Consider the following 14748-nt stretch of genomic DNA (forward strand, 5'->3'; position numbering starts at 1 on the left):
GAGTCATGGAAGCATTCACCACCCACACCGGCCGGGCCGTCCCGCTGCGCCGCTCCAACGTCGACACCGACCAGATCATCCCCGCCCACTGGCTCAAGAAGGTGACCCGGGACGGGTTCGAGGACGGGCTGTTCGAGGCCTGGCGCAAGGACCCGGAGTTCGTGCTCAACCGGCCCGAGCGGCAGGGCGCGACCGTCCTGGTCGCCGGCCCCGACTTCGGCACCGGCTCCTCCCGTGAGCACGCCGTGTGGGCGCTGCAGAACTACGGCTTCAAGGCCGTGATCTCCTCCCGCTTCGCCGACATCTTCCGCGGCAACTCGCTGAAGAACGGGCTGCTCACCGTGGTCCTCGACCAGAAGGTCGTGGACGCGCTGTGGGAGCTCACGGAGAAGGACCCGCAGGCCGAGGTCACGGTCGACCTCGAGTCCCGTGAGGTCCGTGCGGAGGGCATCACCGCCTCCTTCGAGCTGGACGAGAACTCCCGCTGGCGTCTGCTGAACGGGCTGGACGACATCTCGATCACCCTCCAGAACGAGGCCGACATCGCCGCGTACGAGGCGAAGCGCCCGTCGTTCAAGCCGCAGACCGTCCAGGTCTGACGTCCGGGCCTCTCCGGAGGCCCCCGCAAGGGCGAGTTTCGGCCACCCGAGCACCCGGCTGTACCCCCGATCGGACCGATCGGGGGTACAGCCTTTTCTGCGTCCGTTCCGGCGTGCACGGCTCGGCCGTGTCTGGCAACTTCCCACGTTAGAGGCGTGGTTGGAGGGGTACGCGAGTCCTGGAGGCGCGGTTTCCGGGTGTGGCCGGACGGCCGTCCGAGGCGGCAGTTGCCCCCTGCGCAGGCGACAACTCGCCCCAGATGGCACAATCTGTGCATGGAACACGACGGCCAACTCCAGCTCTATGCGGCGGTCGCGTCCCGGCTCAAGGAAGCGCACACAAGAGTGCGCGCACTGCAAGTCCCGGAGGGCGTACGGATGGCGCTGACCCGGAAGCTGCTGGTCATTACGGCCGCGGCCAAACACGATCTCGCCGGTGCGGCACGGCGCCTGGAGAGGTTCAACGCGGACCTCGACGAGGGTCGATTCCCCGAAGAGGACGGCTGAACCGGCCGGGGCGGCCCGAGTCCGTTGCGGCACAAGGGTGATTAGCCCGTTTCGTGTTTGATTTGCGGTATATATCTGCCTAACGTGCGAAAAAGCTTGAACACATTCGTTCTGGCGATGTCTCCGAAGGGGAAGACGTGAACAAGGCGCAGCTCGTAGAAGCGATTGCCGACAAGCTGGGCGGTCGCCAGCAGGCCGCCGACGCTGTCGACGCGGTCCTGGACGCACTCGTCCGCGCAGTGGTCGCGGGCGACCGGGTCTCGGTCACCGGCTTCGGTTCCTTCGAGAAGGTCGACCGACCGGCCCGTTACGCCCGCAACCCGCAGACGGGTGAGCGGGTTCGGGTCAAGAAGACGTCCGTGCCGCGCTTCCGCGCGGGACAGGGCTTCAAGGACCTGGTGAGCGGCTCGAAGAAGCTCCCGAAGAACGACATCGCGGTCAAGAAGGCGCCCAAGGGCAGCCTGTCCGGTCCGCCGCCCACCATCTCCAAGGCCGCGGGCAAGAAGGCCGCCGCCAAGAAGGCCACGGGCGCGGCGAAGAAGGCCACGGGCGCGGCGAAGAAGGCCACGGGTGCGGCGAAGAAGACGACCGCGGCGGCGAAGAAGACGACCGCGAAGAAGACCACCGGGGCCGCGAAGACGACGACGGCGAAGAAGGCCCCGGCCAAGAAGTCCACCGCCAAGACCACCGCGGCGGCGAAGAAGACCACGGCCCAGAAGGCACCCGCGAAGAAGGCGACGGCGAAGAAGGCTCCGGCCAAGAAGTCGACCGCCCGCAAGACCACCGCCAAGAAGGCCACCGCCCGCAAGAAGTAGCGACGAGCGGCAGGTCGCAGGGGCACTCACGCGCCGGGCCGGACTCCCTCTCGGAGTCCGGCCCGCGGCGTGTGCGCACCCGGGGCGCGGAGCCCCGGCCGGTCGGAACGGCCGGTCAGAACGTCTGCAGCGTCACCAGCGTGATCCGGCGGTCCGCGCCCGAGCCCTCGGTCTCGATCCGCACCCGCTGCCCGGGCCGCAGCAGTCTCAGGCCCCCCGCGTCGAACGCCGCCGCGTCGAAGGGCACCGGTGTGCCGTCGTCGAGCAGCACCTGCCCGCTGCGCTCTTCCGGGTCGTACGTGTATGCGGTCGCCTGCATGTCGGCAGCCTACTGCCCGGCGATCAGCAACCGCGCCGCGACCGCGGCCGTACGTGGCCCCACCCCCAGCGCCAGCGCGGCGCGCAGATCACCGCCGGTGTCGACGTCCTGCCGTACGGAATCCACCCCTTCGAGCCGCAGTTCCACCGCGCCGGACGCGCGGTGGCGAGCCCTGGAATCCATTCCGAATGCGGGAGTCAATTCGCGGCCCGGCGCGGCGGCCAGCAGGGTCGTGCCGATTCCTGCCGCGTCCGCGAGAAAGGCGCGTGGGAATTCCGTGGCCGCCGCCAGTACGCGCGTCAATTCAGCCGGCCGCAGTGCGGGAAGATCGGCGTTGAGCGCGGCCACCGGGCGTGCGGGACGCGTCGCCCGTACCACGGCCGCCCCGTGCGCCAGGGCCGCGTTCAGACCGCCGCCCGGCTCGTCCGGAACGACCCCGGCGCCGAGCTTCGCCAGCTCGCGCCCCGCCCGCACGTCGTCCGTGACGACTGCCACATCCGCCACCTCCGGGCAGGCCAGCGCGGCCGCCACGGTGTCCTGGGCGAACGCCAGCGCGAGGCCCGGCCGCACCCCGTCGTGCGCGGTGTCCGCCAGCCTGCTCTTGGCCCGGGCGAGGGGCTTCACGGGTACGACCAAGGTCCACTGCACGAGCGTTCCGTCCTTCTCTCGTCGCCGCCATTGTCACCTGGGACATCCGCCGGTTCACTCGCCGGGGCGTACGGTGTTCTCGACAGACGGGCGGCCCGGGGCGACACTTGTCCGGCCCCAGGCCCTGGAGGAAAGGTGTCAGCGTGCCCCCGCCGCAGAATCGGCTTCTGGTACCGCTTCGCCGCGGTGATCTGCAAACCGCCGCTCGTGGTTCTGATCAAGCGGGACTGGCGGGGAATGGAGAACATTCCGGCCGACGGTGGATTTATCACCGCCGTGAACCACAATTCGCACGTCGACCCCTTCGCGTACGCGCACTACCAGTACAACACCGGGCGCGTCCCGCGATTCCTGGCGAAGAGCGGGCTTTTCAAGAAAGGATTCGTCGGTGCCGCGATGCGGGGCACCGGACAGATCCCCGTCTACCGCGAGAGCACGGACGCGCTCAGCGCCTTCCGGGCCGCGATCGACGCCGTGGAGCGCGGCGAGTGCGTCGCCTTCTACCCCGAGGGCACCCTCACCCGCGACCCGGACGGCTGGCCCATGACCGCCAAGACCGGTGCCGCCCGCGTCGCTCTCCAGACCAAGTGCCCGGTGATCCCGGTCGCCCAGTGGGGCTGCAACGAACTCCTGCCGCCGTACACCAAGAAGCCCCACCTCCTCCCGCGCAAGACCCACCGTGTGCTGGCGGGCCCGCCGGTCGACCTGTCGCGGTTCTACGACAAGGAGATGACCGCGGAGGTGCTGAAGGAGGCCACCGAGGTCATCATGGCCGCCGTCACCCGCCAGCTGGAGGAGATCCGCGGCGAGAAGGCGCCCGAGACGCCCTACGACCCGCGCCGCGAGCGGATCGAGCAGCGGCGCCGCACGCAGGCCCAGAACCGGCGCGGCGAACAGGCGCCGGGCGAACGGAAGCAGAACGAGCAGCCGCAGCAGGCGGAAGGGCAGAGCACGTGAGCGACCCCGTCAAGGCGGCCGTCTTCGGCACCGGGTCCTGGGGCACGGCCTTCGGCATGGTCCTCGCCGACGCCGGCTGCGACGTCACCCTCTGGGGGCGCCGCGCCGAACTCGCCGACGCCGTCAACTCCACCCGGACCAACCCCGACTACCTGCCCGGCGTGGAACTCCCCGCGGGCCTGCGGGCCACCACCGACGCCGCCGAGGCCGCGCGGGGCGCGGACTTCACCGTCCTCGCGGTCCCCTCCCAGACCCTGCGCGCCAATCTCGCCGAGTGGGCGCCGCTGCTGGCGCCCGGCACCGTCCTGGTGTCGCTGATGAAGGGTGTCGAACTCGGCTCCGCGATGCGGATGAGCGAGGTCATCGAGGACGTCGCCAAGGTCGGCCCGGAGCGCATCGCCGTGGTCACCGGGCCCAACCTCGCCCGCGAGATCGCCGCCCGCATGCCGGCCGCCGCCGTGGTCGCCTGCCCGGACGAGTCGGTCGCCCGGCGCCTCCAGACCGCCTGCCACACGCAGTACTTCCGCCCGTACACCAACACCGACGTCATCGGCTGCGAGCTGGGCGGCGCCGTGAAGAACGTGATCGGGCTGGCCGTCGGCATCGCGGACGGCATGGGCCTGGGCGACAACGCCAAGGGCTCCCTCATCACCCGCGGCCTCGCCGAGACCACCCGCCTCGGAGTCGCCCTCGGCGCCGACCCGCTGACCTTCTCCGGTCTCGCCGGGCTCGGCGACCTGGTGGCGACCTGCTCCTCGCCGCTGTCCCGCAACCACACCTTCGGCACCAACCTCGGCAAGGGCATGACCCTCCAGGAGACCATCGCGGTCACCAAGCAGACCGCCGAGGGCGTCAAGTCCTGCGAGTCCGTGCTGGATCTGGCCCGCAGGTACGGCGTCGACATGCCGATCACCGAGACGGTCGTCGCGATCGTCCACGAGGGCAAGGCTCCGGTGGTCGCGGTCAAGGAGCTGATGTCGCGCAGCGCGAAGCCCGAACGACGCTGAGCGACACCCGGCCGGAGCCCGGGTTCCGCTCGCGCCACGCGGCCCCGCCGACGCTGTCTCGCGGCACCTCGGGCGGGTACTCTCAACGCGATATGAGCACCGAGAACCTCCCCCAGAGCCCCGAGCAGAGTCCGGAGCAGCCCCCTCGCAAGCCGCGTGTGGCCGTCGTGTTCGGCGGACGCAGCTCCGAACACGGGATCTCCGTGGTCACCGCCGGCGCCGTCCTCGCTGCCATCGACCGGACGAAGTACGACGTCCTGCCGATCGGCATCACCCGGGACGGCCGGTGGGCCCTGACCGCCGACGAACCGGAACGCATGGCGATCACCGACCGCCGTACGCCGGACGTCGAGGAACTGGCCGAGTCGACCGAGGGCGGCGTGGTGCTCCCCGTCGACCCCGCCAACCGCGAGGTCGTCTACAGCGAACCGGGCTCGGTGCCCAAGGCGCTGGGCGAGGTGGACGTCGTCTTCCCCGTGCTGCACGGCCCCTACGGCGAGGACGGCACCCTCCAGGGCCTGCTGGAGCTGTCGGGCGTGCCCTACGTCGGATCGGGCGTGCTCGCCTCGGCCGTCGGCCAGGACAAGGAGTACATGAAGGCGGTGTTCACCTCCTACGGACTGAAGGTCGGCCCGTACGTGGTGATCCGCCCCCGCGAGTGGGAGCAGGACCGTTCCGCCGCCCGCAAGAAGGTCGTCGACTTCGCCGGCGAGCACGGCTGGCCGCTGTTCGTGAAGCCCGCGCGCGCGGGCTCCTCGATCGGCATCACCAAGGTCGACGACCTCTCCGGCCTCGACGAGGCGATCGAGGAGGCCCGGCGCCACGACCCGAAGATCCTCATCGAGGCGGCGTTGCGCGGCCGGGAGATCGAGTGCGGGGTCCTGGAGTTCGAGGACGGCCCCCGGGCCTCCGTCCCCGCCGAGATCCCGCCGCCCTCGGAGCACGCGTACTACGACTTCGAGGCCAAGTACATCGACTCCACGCCCGGTGTCGTCCCCGCCCCGCTCACGGAGGAGGAGACCGCCGAGGTCCGGCGCCTCGCGGTCGCGGCGTTCGACGCCGCCTCCTGCGAGGGGCTGGTGCGCGCGGACTTCTTCCTCACCGAGGACGACGAGTTCGTGATCAACGAGATCAACACCATGCCGGGCTTCACGCCGATCTCCATGTACCCGCAGATGTGGCAGGCGACCGGAGTGAGCTACCCGGAACTGGTGGACCGGCTGGTCCAGGCGGCGCTGCGGCGCTCCACCGGACTGCGCTGACACCCCACCCGCACACGGTACGGAAGGCGATCCCCTCGGGGATCGCCTTCCGCAGTATGATCAGCGGGTTTCCCCAGCCCGCCACCCGCCGGCGGCAGCACCATGTCCGGGTTCCGGTACAGCTCGGTGACCTCGTGTCCGGGCCGGGAACCACCGCCGACTCGCTGTCGTCTGCTGAGGGACAGCCTGCGGTGATGATCCAAGTGGCGAGAGCGAGCGGGCGGAAGGGGGCTAGAGGTGAACGACCGGGCAGGTCAGAGTACGGGTGATGCCGTCCACTTGCTGGACCTTGGCGACCACCATGCGACCCAGCTCGTCGACCGTGTCGGACTGGGCGCGAACAATGACGTCATAGGGTCCTGTCACGTCCTCGGCCTGGATCACTCCAGGGATCTTGCTGATCGTCTCGGCGACGGTCGACGCCTTGCCGACCTCGGTCTGGATCAGGATGTACGCCTGTACCACGGAACCTCCAGAGCGGCCACGAGGATCATGTGGGGGAAAAGGAACGCCACGGTATCGCGTCGCCGCTCTTCACGGGGAGACCCGCGGGGCGCGGGCCGCTCGTGCCGTGGTGCCGCGATGACACGAGTTGACGAGCACGCCGACGAATGGCGACGGTCATTTCGACCGTAACGAGGACAGAGATGACGCGCGACCGGGCACGGACAGGGACAGAAGGGGAGTCAAGGCAATGAAGGGCACTGTTGGTGAGCTCGGGGAGTTCGGGCTCATCAGGGAGCTCACCTCCCGTCTCACCACCACCCCGGCGGTCCGGGTCGGCCCCGGCGACGACGCCGCGGTGGTGGCCGCGCCCGACCGCAGGGTCGTGGCCAGCACCGACATCCTCGTCGAGGGGCGGCACTTCCGCCGTGACTGGTCCACCGCGTACGACGTGGGCCGCAAGGCCGCGGCGCAGAACCTCGCCGACATCGCCGCCATGGGCGCCGTGCCGACCGCGCTGCTGCTCGGCCTGGTCGTCCCCGCCGAACTGCCGGTGACCTGGCCGACCGAGCTGATGGACGGGCTGCGCGACGAGTGCCAGGTCGCCGGCGCCTCCGTGGTCGGCGGCGACGTGGTGCGCGGTGACACGATCACCGTCTCCATCACCGCGCTCGGTGACCTGCGCAACCAGGAGCCCGTCACCCGAGGGGGCGCCCAGCCCGGCGACCTCGTCGCGGTGACCGGCTGGCTCGGCTGGTCCGCGGCCGGGTTCGCCGTCCTCTCCCGGGGATTCCGCTCGCCGCGCGCCTTCGTCGAGGCCCACCGGCGACCGGAGCCCCCGTACCACGCGGGTCCCGCCGCGGCCGGACTCGGCGCCACCGCCATGTGCGACGTGAGCGACGGACTCATCGCCGACCTGGGCCACATCGCGGAGGCCAGCAAGGTCAGGATCGACATCCGCTCCGGCCAGATCGACATCCCGACCCAGATGAACGACATCGGCCAGGCGGTCGGCGTCGACCCCATGCAGTGGGTGCTCACCGGGGGAGAGGACCACGCGATCGTGGCGACCTTCCCGCCGGACGTGAAGCTGCCCGCCCGCTGGAAGGTGATCGGCGAGGTCCTCAACCCCTCCGCGCTGCCCCAGGTGACCGTCGACGGGGCGCCCTGGACCAGCAAGGGCGGCTGGGACCACTTCGGCGGGGACGTGGAGTCATGACACCGCCCCTGGTCCTCACCGTGGCCGGCTCCGACTCCGGGGGCGGCGCCGGCATCCAGGCCGACCTCAAGACGATGCTCGCCCTCGGCACCCACGGCATGAGCGTGCTCACCGCGGTGACCGCGCAGAACTCCCTCGGCGTGCAGGGCGCCTGGGAGCTGCCCGTGGAGGCGGTGCGCGCCCAGTACCGCAGCGTCGTGGACGACATCGGCGTCCAGGCGGTCAAGACCGGGATGCTGTCCTCCGCCGAACTGGTCGAGACGGTCGCCGAGTTGATCGGCGGCACCGACGCCCCCGCCGTCATCGATCCGGTCGGCGTCTCCAAGCACGGGGACGCGCTGCTCGCCGCCTCCGCGCTGGACTCCGTCCGCACCAAGCTCCTCCCGGTCGCCACCGTCGCCACCCCGAACCTCGACGAGGTCGCCCAACTCACCGGCGTCCGCGTCGAGTCGGACGCCGATCTGCGCCGGGCCGCGGCGGCCGTGCTGGAGTACGGTCCGCGCTGGGTGCTGATCAAGGGCGGCCACCTGGCGGGCGACGCCGTGGACCTGCTCACCGACGGCTCCGAGGAGCACTGGCTGCGTGCCCCCCGACTCGACAACCGGCACACGCACGGAACCGGCTGCACCCTCGCGTCGGCCGTCGCCTGCGGGCTGGCGAAGGGACGGTCGGTGCCCGAGGCGGTCGCGGCGGCCAAGGAGTACGTCACCGGTGCGATCCGGGCCGGATTCGCGCTCGGCGGCGGCATCGGGCCCGTGGACCACGGCTGGGCGCTCGGGCGGGACACTCCCTGAGTCCGATGCCGATGGCCGTCCACTCCGTGAGCGGCATGAAGAAGCGGGCCGCGGGACGTTGGGCGGCCGGGCGCTCCATGCGGTCGCGACTGCGGCTGCGGCGCTCGGGGGGGGGCGGGGTGAACAAGGGGCCCGGGTTCCCGGAGGTCTTCCGCCAGCCTTGGTGAAGCCCCCGGACCTGTGTCCCGTACTCAGCGAACGCGGTGCGGTGGCCGCCGCCCGTCAGGGCCGGGGCCGGCGGTGTACTCGGTGCGCCCGTACAGGATCTTCGCCGGCTCGCCGCGGTGGATCTCGACGTCCCCGCTCGTCATCTCGGAGGGCAGGCCCACCCGCGGGACGCCTCGGCGCCGACGGCGGTCTGCGAAAGGCAAAAAGCCGGCCCACCGAAAGGTGGGCCGGCTCCGTGCAGCGGACCAGGCAGTGGCCGCGCGCTCAGCTGACGCGTCAGCGCGAGACCTTGCCGGCCTTGATGCACGAGGTGCAAGCGTTCACGCGCTTCGGCGTCCCGCCGACCACGGTACGCACACGCTGGATGTTCGGGTTCCAGCGACGGGACGTACGGCGGTGCGAGTGCGAGATGTTGTTGCCGAAGCCCGGCCCCTTGCCGCAGACGTCGCAGTTGGCAGCCACGGGTCACTCCAAAGACTTCAGATGCACTTACGGTTGATCCCGGCATGCCGGGATCAAAGTCTCGGACGCGAACGTCCGGGATCTGAGTGGCGGTGCCAGGGGGAGAGCCCGATCGGGATCGGGCAACCGGAGCAGCATACAACGGCTGCTCCCGTACAACGAAACTACCACGGCAGCTCAGGGGCCCGCCCCCGGCCCTCTTCCGGTGGGCCCCCTCCCGAGGTCTACGCTGCCAGCCACGTCCAGCAGCTCAGGGAGGCGCAGGTGGCGCAGGTGCCGCAGAGGATCTTCGACGCTCTGGCGGTGCGTACCTGGTGCGGTCTGTCGCTGCGCGCGCTCGGGCGGGCTCGCGAGGAGATCGACGCGATCAACGTCTACCCGGTCGCCGACGGGGACACCGGCACCAACCTGTACCTGACCGTCGAATCGGCCGTCGCCGCGGTGGAGGCGGTGTTCGCGGCCTACGAGGTGGGCGCGGCGCACACGGCGGACGCCGTGGAACCGGTGGGTGCCGGCGACGGTCCCTCGCTGGCCGAGACCGTGGGCGCCATGGCGCACGGCGCGCTGATCGGGGCGCGGGGCAACTCCGGGACGATCCTCGCGCAGCTGCTGCGCGGCCTGGCCCAGGTGCTCGCCGTCGACGGTGAGGAGGCTCACACCGACGGCCCGGGGCTGCGGCTGGCGCTCCGGCACGCGGCCGAATCGGCCCGGCAGGCCGTGGCCCACCCCGTCGAGGGCACCGTCCTGACCGTCGCCGCGGCCGCCGCCGACGCGGCGGACGGCGCCGAGGGCGACTGCGCCGAGGTGGCCCGCGCGGCGTACGAGGGCGCCCGCGCGGCGCTCGCCGCGACCCCGGACCAGTTGCCCGCCCTGGAGCGCGCCGGTGTCGTCGACGCCGGTGGGCACGGCCTCGTGACCGTCCTCGCGGCGCTGGTGGAGACGTTCACGGGCCGGGCGCCGGACCCGGGGGCGGCCACCGTGCCGCACGCGCGCGTGGAGCGCGGCCCGCAGGACCGCGCGGCCGAGTGCACCGCGGAGGAGGGCGACGGGAACGACGGGCCGGCCTTCGAGGTGATCTACCTCCTGGAGGCCGGGGACGCGGCCGTCGCGCGGCTGCGGCAGCGGCTCGACGCCCTCGGGGACTCGCTCGTCGTCGTCGGCGGCGACGGACTGTGGAACGTCCACGTGCACGTCGACGACGCGGGCGCCGCGGTGGAGGCGGGCGTGGAGGCCGGACGGCCGTACCGCATCCGGATCACCCACTTCGGCCACGGCGACGCACACACCACCGGCACCGGGCGTCCGCCCCGGGAACGGGCCCAGCGCGCGGTGGTGGCCGTCGTGCCGGGAGAGGGGCTGGCCGGGCTGTACACCGAGGCCGGCGCGACGACGGTGCTCGCACGCCCCGGGGAGCCACCCGCGAGCGGGGAACTGGTCCAGGCCGTACGGCGGGCGCACGCACGCGAGGTCGTGCTGCTGCCCAACGACGCCGAACTGCGCCACACCGCCGCCGCGGCGGCCGAGCAGGCGCGGACCGAGGGCGTCCGGGTCGCCCTGATCCCGACCCGCTCCGCGGTCCAGGGCATCGCCGCGCTGGCCGTGCACGAGCCCGAGCGGCGCTTCGACGAGGACGTGGTGGCGATGACCTCGGCGGCCGGCGCCACCCGCTACGGCGAGGTCGTCGTCGCCGAACGCCAGGCCTGGACCACCGCCGGCATCTGCCAGGCCGGTGACGTGCTCGGCCTCATCGACGGCGACGTGGCCTTGATCGGCGCGGACGTCACCGAGGTCGCCGCGACCGTCCTGGACCGGATGCTCGCGGCCGGCGGCGAGCTGGTCACCCTCGTCCTCGGCGACGAGGCGCCCGAGAGCGTCGCCGGGCATCTCGAGGCCCGCGTCCGGGAGGCGTACCTGGCCGTCGACACGGTGGTCTACCGGGGCGGGCGGCAGGGCGCGCCGCTGCTGGTCGGCGTGGAATAGCACAGACTCTCCGGGGCGTCCCGCGGGACGTGCGGGGCCGTTGTCAGTGGCGTGGTGTGCAATGGATCTCGTGCCCGCACTGCGAGAACCCCTGAAGAAGGTGCTCGGCCCCGCCACCGCGAAGGTGATGGCCGAGCACCTCGGCCTGCACACCGTCGGCGACCTCCTCCACCACTACCCCCGCAGATACGAGGAGCGCGGACAGCTCACGCACCTGGCCGACCTGCCCATGGACGAGCACGTCACGGTGGTCGCCCAGGTCGCCGACGCCCGTCTGCACACCTTCGCCTCGTCGAAGGCGCCGCGCGGCAAGGGGCAGCGACTCGAGGTGACCATCACGGACGGCAGCGGACGCCTCCAACTGGTCTTCTTCGGCAACGGCGTGCACAAGCCCCACAAGGAGCTCCTGCCGGGCACCCGCGCGATGTTCGCCGGCAAGGTCTCCGTATTCAACCGCCGACTGCAACTGGCCCACCCGGCATACGAGTTGCTGCGCGGCGACCCCGACGGCGGAGAGGCCGTCGAGTCCTGGGCCGGCGCCCTCATCCCTCTCTACCCGGCCACCGCCAAGCTCGAGTCCTGGAAGCTCGCCAAGGCGATCCAGACGGTCCTGCCCAGCGCGCAGGAGGCCGTCGACCCCCTGCCGGACTCCCTGCGTGAGGGCCGCGGGCTGGTCTCCCTCCCCGAGGCGCTGCTCAAGATCCACCGTCCGCACACCAAGGCGGACATCGAGGACGCCCGCGCCCGCCTGAAGTGGGACGAGGCCTTCGTCCTCCAGGTCGCCCTCGCCCGCCGCCGCCACGCGGAGACCCAACTCCCCGCGGTCCCGAGGAAACCGAGCCCGGACGGCCTGCTCACCGCCTTCGACGACCGTCTCCCCTTCACCCTCACCGACGGCCAGCTGAAGGTCTCCCGCGAGATCTTCGACGACCTCGCCACCGACCACCCGATGCACCGGCTGCTCCAGGGCGAGGTGGGCAGCGGCAAGACACTGGTCGCCCTGCGCGCCATGCTCGCCGTCGTCGACTCGGGGGGACAGGCCGTGATGCTGGCGCCCACCGAGGTGCTCGCCCAGCAGCACCACCGGTCGGTCGTCGAGATGATGGGGGAGCTGGCCGAAGGGGGGATGCTCGGCGGCGCCGAGCACGCCACCAAGGTCGTGCTGCTCACCGGCTCGATGGGCGCCGCCGCCCGCCGTCAGGCCCTGCTCGACCTGGCCACCGGCGAGGCCGGCATCGTCATCGGCACCCACGCACTGATCGAGGACAAGGTCCAGTTCCACGACCTCGGCCTGGTCGTCGTCGACGAACAGCACCGCTTCGGCGTCGAGCAGCGCGACGCCCTGCGCGGCAAGGGCAAGCAGCCCCCGCACCTGCTCGTCATGACCGCCACGCCCATCCCGCGCACCGTCGCGATGACGGTCTTCGGCGACCTGGAGACCTCCGTCCTGGACCAGCTCCCGGCCGGCCGTTCCCCGATCGCCAGCCATGTCGTCCCGGCCGCCGACAAGCCGCACTTCCTGGCGCGGGCCTGGGAGCGGGTCCGCGAGGAGGTGTCGAACGGCCACCAGGCGTACGTCGTCTGCCCGCGCATCGGCGACGAGGACGACGACCCGAAGAAGGGCGCCAAGCAGTCCACCGAGGGGGACGCGGAGAAGCGGCCGCCGCTCGCCGTCCTCGACGTCGCCGAGCAGCTGGCCAAGGGTCCGCTCCAGGGCCTGCGGGTCGAGGTCCTGCACGGCCGCATGCAGCCCGACGACAAGGACGCCGTCATGCGCCGCTTCGCCGCCGGCGACACCGACGTCCTGGTCGCCACGACCGTGATCGAGGTCGGCGTCAACGTCCCCAACGCCACCGCCATGGTGATCATGGACGCCGACCGCTTCGGCGTCTCCCAGCTCCACCAGCTGCGTGGCCGCGTCGGCCGCGGTTCCGCCCCAGGCCTGTGCCTGCTGGTCTCCGAGATGCCCGAGGCCAGCGCGGCCCGCCAGCGGCTGAACGCCGTCGCCGGCACCCTCGACGGCTTCGAGCTCTCCCGCATCGACCTCGAACAGCGCCGCGAGGGCGACGTCCTCGGCCAGGCCCAGTCCGGTGCCCGTACCTCCCTGCGCGTGCTCGCGGTCATCGAGGACGAGGAGATCATCGCCGAGGCGAGACAGGAGGCGGCAGCGGTGGTGGCCGCCGACCCGGAGCTGACCGGCCTGCCCGGACTGCGGACGGCCCTGGACGCCCTGCTCGACGACGAGAGGGAGCGGTACCTGGAGAAGGGCTGAGGGCAGCGCAGCAAGAGGCGCGGGGCTGACCTTCGCCTGCCAGACTGGACGAACGCATCCGACAACCAAGGACCCAAGATGACCCGCGTGATCGCCGGCAAAGCCGGCGGACGCCGCCTGGCCGTCCCGCAGGGGACCGGCACCCGTCCCACCTCCGACCGCGCACGCGAGGGCCTTTTCTCCACCTGGCAGTCCCTGCTCGGCGGCCCACTGGACGGCGAGCGGGTCATCGACCTGTACGCCGGCTCCGGCGCCGTCGGGCTTGAGGCGCTGTCGCGGGGTGCCGGGCACGTCCTGCTCGTGGAGGCCGACGCCCGCGCCGCCCGCACCGTCCGGGAGAACGTCAAGTCGCTCGGTCTGCCCGGCGCCGAGGTTTGGGCGGGCAAGGCGGAACAGATCATCCGCACCCCGGCCCCGGCCGAGCCGTACGACATCGTCTTCCTGGACCCGCCGTACGCCGTCTCCGACGACGATCTTCGGGAGATCCTGCTCACACTCCGCACGGAGGGGTGGCTCGCGGAGGAAGCGCTCGTCACCGTGGAGCGCAGCACCAGGGGCGGCGAATTCCGCTGGCCGGACGGCTTCGAAGCGATCCGGGCCCGTCGCTACGGCGAGGGAACGTTTTGGTACGGTCGCGCCGCCTCTACGTGCGAAGACGCACGATGACCGGACCGGAGAGCGAGGGAAATCAAGTGCGCCGCGCCGTCTGTCCCGGGTCTTTCGACCCGATCACCAACGGACATCTCGACATCATCGCCCGGGCCTCCAGCCTCTACGACGAGGTCTTCGTCGCGGTGATGATCAACCAGGCCAAGAAGGGCCTGTTCGAGATCGAGGAGCGGATCGACCTCATCCGCCAGGTCACCGCCGAGTACGGGAACGTCCGCGTGGAGTCCTTCCACGGCCTCCTCGTCGACTTCTGCAAGCAGCGCGAGATCCCGGCCATCGTCAAGGGCCTGCGCGCGGTCAGCGACTTCGACTACGAGCTGCAGATGGCCCAGATGAACAACGGCCTCTCCGGTGTGGAGACCCTCTTCATCCCCACCAACCCCACCTACAGCTTCCTGTCGTCCTCGCTGGTCAAGGAGGTCGCCACCTGGGGCGGCGACGTCTCCCACCTGGTGCCGCCGCTGGTCCTCGAAGCCCTGTCCGAGCGCCTGCGCAAGGGCTGAGCGCGGGACCGGGTGTGCCCCGCGCCGCCTCGCCCGGCTCCCGGAGGCTGACAAACCGTCACCCGGTGTCCCCCGGACACCCCAGGGTCGTACAGTCGTCCCGTCCGTCTCCAACACAGCTGT

General features: G+C 71.6%; 16 protein-coding genes. 12 read left to right on the top strand and 4 right to left on the bottom strand.

Translation table 11 applies throughout. The features are described 5' to 3' along the window. The first annotated feature begins 5 nt into the window (after positions 1-5). The 3 genes from leuD to ACLIN4_RS25295 all read left to right on the top strand — a co-directional run bounded on the left by leuD (position 6) and on the right by ACLIN4_RS25295 (position 1921). Positions 6-599 carry a 3-isopropylmalate dehydratase small subunit gene (gene leuD, locus ACLIN4_RS25285; RefSeq protein WP_100049732.1) on the top strand — a complete coding sequence of 198 codons (594 nt, stop codon included), beginning with the start codon at positions 6-8 and terminating at the stop codon, positions 597-599. A 276-nt stretch (positions 600-875) separates the two neighbouring features. After that, positions 876-1106, top strand: a complete 231-nt coding sequence (locus ACLIN4_RS25290; protein ID WP_043379514.1) for a hypothetical protein — start codon at positions 876-878, stop codon at positions 1104-1106. A 137-nt stretch (positions 1107-1243) separates the two neighbouring features. Next, the gene (locus ACLIN4_RS25295) at positions 1244-1921 is read left to right on the top strand and encodes an HU family DNA-binding protein (protein ID WP_411576256.1); all 678 of its coding nucleotides are present in this window, start codon (positions 1244-1246) and stop codon (positions 1919-1921) included. 115 nt (positions 1922-2036) lie between these two features. Here ACLIN4_RS25295 and ACLIN4_RS25300 read toward each other — a convergent pair whose 3' ends face one another. Both ACLIN4_RS25300 and cofC read right to left on the bottom strand, forming a co-directional pair. Further along, the gene (locus tag ACLIN4_RS25300) at positions 2037-2240 is read right to left on the bottom strand and encodes a hypothetical protein (protein WP_043379509.1); all 204 of its coding nucleotides are present in this window, start codon (positions 2238-2240) and stop codon (positions 2037-2039) included. Between the two features lie 9 nt (positions 2241-2249). Then, positions 2250-2888, bottom strand: a complete 639-nt coding sequence (gene cofC, locus ACLIN4_RS25305; protein WP_290013441.1) for a 2-phospho-L-lactate guanylyltransferase — start codon at positions 2886-2888, stop codon at positions 2250-2252. 135 nt (positions 2889-3023) lie between these two features. Here cofC and ACLIN4_RS25310 point away from each other — a divergent pair, with 135 nt between their 5' ends. The 3 genes from ACLIN4_RS25310 (at position 3024) to ACLIN4_RS25320 (ending at position 6114) form a co-directional block, all read left to right on the top strand. After that, positions 3024-3845: a lysophospholipid acyltransferase family protein gene (locus tag ACLIN4_RS25310; protein WP_411576257.1), complete on the top strand. Its 822-nt coding sequence runs from the start codon at positions 3024-3026 to the stop codon at positions 3843-3845. Further along, complete coding sequence (locus ACLIN4_RS25315) at positions 3842-4852, top strand: NAD(P)H-dependent glycerol-3-phosphate dehydrogenase (RefSeq protein ID WP_100044538.1); 1011 nt, start codon at positions 3842-3844, stop codon at positions 4850-4852. The genes ACLIN4_RS25310 and ACLIN4_RS25315 overlap by 4 nt, the downstream gene beginning before the upstream one ends. A gap of 92 nt (positions 4853-4944) precedes the next feature. Further along, positions 4945-6114: a D-alanine--D-alanine ligase family protein gene (locus ACLIN4_RS25320; protein ID WP_107477928.1), complete on the top strand. Its 1170-nt coding sequence runs from the start codon at positions 4945-4947 to the stop codon at positions 6112-6114. A gap of 231 nt (positions 6115-6345) precedes the next feature. On the opposite strand, the gene ACLIN4_RS25325 is transcribed toward ACLIN4_RS25320, so the two are convergent. Beyond that, positions 6346-6579 (bottom strand): Lrp/AsnC family transcriptional regulator, encoded by a 234-nt coding sequence (locus ACLIN4_RS25325; protein ID WP_019328745.1) that lies wholly within the window; start codon positions 6577-6579, stop codon positions 6346-6348. A gap of 229 nt (positions 6580-6808) precedes the next feature. Between ACLIN4_RS25325 and ACLIN4_RS25330 the strand changes: the two genes are divergently transcribed. Both ACLIN4_RS25330 and thiD read left to right on the top strand, forming a co-directional pair. After that, the gene (locus ACLIN4_RS25330; protein ID WP_043379495.1) at positions 6809-7777 is read left to right on the top strand and encodes a thiamine-phosphate kinase; all 969 of its coding nucleotides are present in this window, start codon (positions 6809-6811) and stop codon (positions 7775-7777) included. Further along, a complete protein-coding gene (thiD, locus tag ACLIN4_RS25335; protein WP_289910795.1) occupies positions 7774-8571 on the top strand; it encodes a bifunctional hydroxymethylpyrimidine kinase/phosphomethylpyrimidine kinase in 798 nt (265 codons plus the stop codon). The genes ACLIN4_RS25330 and thiD overlap by 4 nt, the downstream gene beginning before the upstream one ends. Before the next feature lie 444 nt (positions 8572-9015). Here thiD and rpmB read toward each other — a convergent pair whose 3' ends face one another. Then, positions 9016-9201, bottom strand: coding sequence for a 50S ribosomal protein L28 (gene rpmB, locus ACLIN4_RS25340; protein WP_003993230.1), 186 nt, complete (start codon positions 9199-9201; stop codon positions 9016-9018). Between the two features lie 264 nt (positions 9202-9465). Here rpmB and ACLIN4_RS25345 point away from each other — a divergent pair, with 264 nt between their 5' ends. The 4 genes from ACLIN4_RS25345 to coaD all read left to right on the top strand — a co-directional run bounded on the left by ACLIN4_RS25345 (position 9466) and on the right by coaD (position 14625). Then, on the top strand, positions 9466-11181 hold the full coding sequence (locus ACLIN4_RS25345) for a DAK2 domain-containing protein (RefSeq protein ID WP_411576258.1): 1716 nt from the start codon (positions 9466-9468) through the stop codon (positions 11179-11181). A gap of 61 nt (positions 11182-11242) precedes the next feature. Beyond that, complete coding sequence (gene recG / locus ACLIN4_RS25350; RefSeq protein WP_289910734.1) at positions 11243-13453, top strand: ATP-dependent DNA helicase RecG; 2211 nt, start codon at positions 11243-11245, stop codon at positions 13451-13453. 78 nt (positions 13454-13531) lie between these two features. Continuing rightward, positions 13532-14119, top strand: coding sequence for a 16S rRNA (guanine(966)-N(2))-methyltransferase RsmD (gene rsmD, locus ACLIN4_RS25355; protein ID WP_382086298.1), 588 nt, complete (start codon positions 13532-13534; stop codon positions 14117-14119). A 26-nt stretch (positions 14120-14145) separates the two neighbouring features. Then, positions 14146-14625 (top strand): pantetheine-phosphate adenylyltransferase, encoded by a 480-nt coding sequence (gene coaD, locus ACLIN4_RS25360; protein ID WP_290013448.1) that lies wholly within the window; start codon positions 14146-14148, stop codon positions 14623-14625. Positions 14626-14748: the final 123 nt, after the last annotated feature.

This window comes from Streptomyces mutabilis, assembly GCF_046628145.1.
GTDB classification, from domain to species: domain Bacteria; phylum Actinomycetota; class Actinomycetes; order Streptomycetales; family Streptomycetaceae; genus Streptomyces; species Streptomyces mutabilis.

Coding starts and splice junctions, on each gene's coding strand:
- thiD (WP_289910795.1), top strand. CDS start 7,774: ATGACACCGCCCCTGGTCCTCACCGTGGCCGGCTCCGACTCCGGGGGC.
- ACLIN4_RS25300 (WP_043379509.1), bottom strand. CDS start 2,240: ATGCAGGCGACCGCATACACGTACGACCCGGAAGAGCGCAGCGGGCAG.
- ACLIN4_RS25330 (WP_043379495.1), top strand. CDS start 6,809: ATGAAGGGCACTGTTGGTGAGCTCGGGGAGTTCGGGCTCATCAGGGAG.
- rsmD (WP_382086298.1), top strand. CDS start 13,532: ATGACCCGCGTGATCGCCGGCAAAGCCGGCGGACGCCGCCTGGCCGTC.
- ACLIN4_RS25320 (WP_107477928.1), top strand. CDS start 4,945: ATGAGCACCGAGAACCTCCCCCAGAGCCCCGAGCAGAGTCCGGAGCAG.
- ACLIN4_RS25290 (WP_043379514.1), top strand. CDS start 876: ATGGAACACGACGGCCAACTCCAGCTCTATGCGGCGGTCGCGTCCCGG.
- leuD (WP_100049732.1), top strand. CDS start 6: ATGGAAGCATTCACCACCCACACCGGCCGGGCCGTCCCGCTGCGCCGC.
- recG (WP_289910734.1), top strand. CDS start 11,243: ATGGATCTCGTGCCCGCACTGCGAGAACCCCTGAAGAAGGTGCTCGGC.